Origin of the sequence: Methanosarcina sp. 1.H.A.2.2, from assembly GCF_000979975.1 — an archaeon.
Classification (GTDB): Archaea; Halobacteriota; Methanosarcinia; order Methanosarcinales; family Methanosarcinaceae; genus Methanosarcina.
The window spans coordinates 1-798 of record NZ_JJQL01000067.1 but is presented as its reverse complement, the minus strand read 5'-3'; the positions used below and the strand labels follow the sequence as shown (position 1 = coordinate 798).

Annotated in this window: 1 protein-coding gene; it reads right to left on the bottom strand. The window is 33.5% G+C overall.

Annotation, left to right across the window (positions count from 1 at the left end):
• Nucleotides 1–798: RNA-guided endonuclease TnpB family protein (locus EO93_RS10295; protein ID WP_048162467.1), on the bottom strand; the 798-nt coding region annotated here is incomplete at both ends.

Genomic DNA, 798 nt, shown 5'->3' with positions numbered 1-798 from the left:
CAAACATGACAATTTTTAGAAGATGGTTCAAACATTCCAATCTTCAAAATGGTCTTGCCAAACCATTGAGCCTTATACTCCAACTTTGTTACAAAACTGCTCCATGCAGAATCAGCCACAGCTTGAGCTAATTTGTGATTTTTAATCATACCTTTTATATTTAAAGTTTCAATTGCAACTGCTTGGTTTTCGCGTATTAGTGACAATGAAACTTTATGCTGAAAATTATTTCTCTGGTTTGAAACTAATTGATGTTGTTTTGCAAGTTTCTTAACAGCTTTCTTCCGGTTTTTAGAACCTTTAACCTTTCTACTGACTCTTTTTTGTAGCATTTTAAGCTTATTTATAGATTTTTTAAGAAACTTGGGGTTCTCAATTTTCTCCCCTGTAGATATGGCTGCAAATGTCTTGATACCAACATCAACACCTACTAGAGTTGATTCGGAATATTGTTGAGTTAACGGATAGTTATTCAGATCCTCGGTTAAGATGCTAATGTGGTATCTTCCGGCTGATGTTCTGGAAACTGTAGCAGTTCTTAAGAATTCTGAATTAAGATCCTTCTCAACTATTATTTCGTTATTAATGGTAGTTGTTTTGATATGAGTTTCAAAGAATTCAGGTTCAAAAAGGGGTCTATGTATGTTGATTTTAATCCAGCCAATAATGGGTAGAAAGATCTCAGACGTAGTTAAGTTAATTTTATAATGCTGAGGAACCTGAAAAGAGAAATGTTGTTTTTTCTTTAATTTCTCAGCTGGATAATCCCCCAATCCTTTAAAAAAACGTTGATAAGCA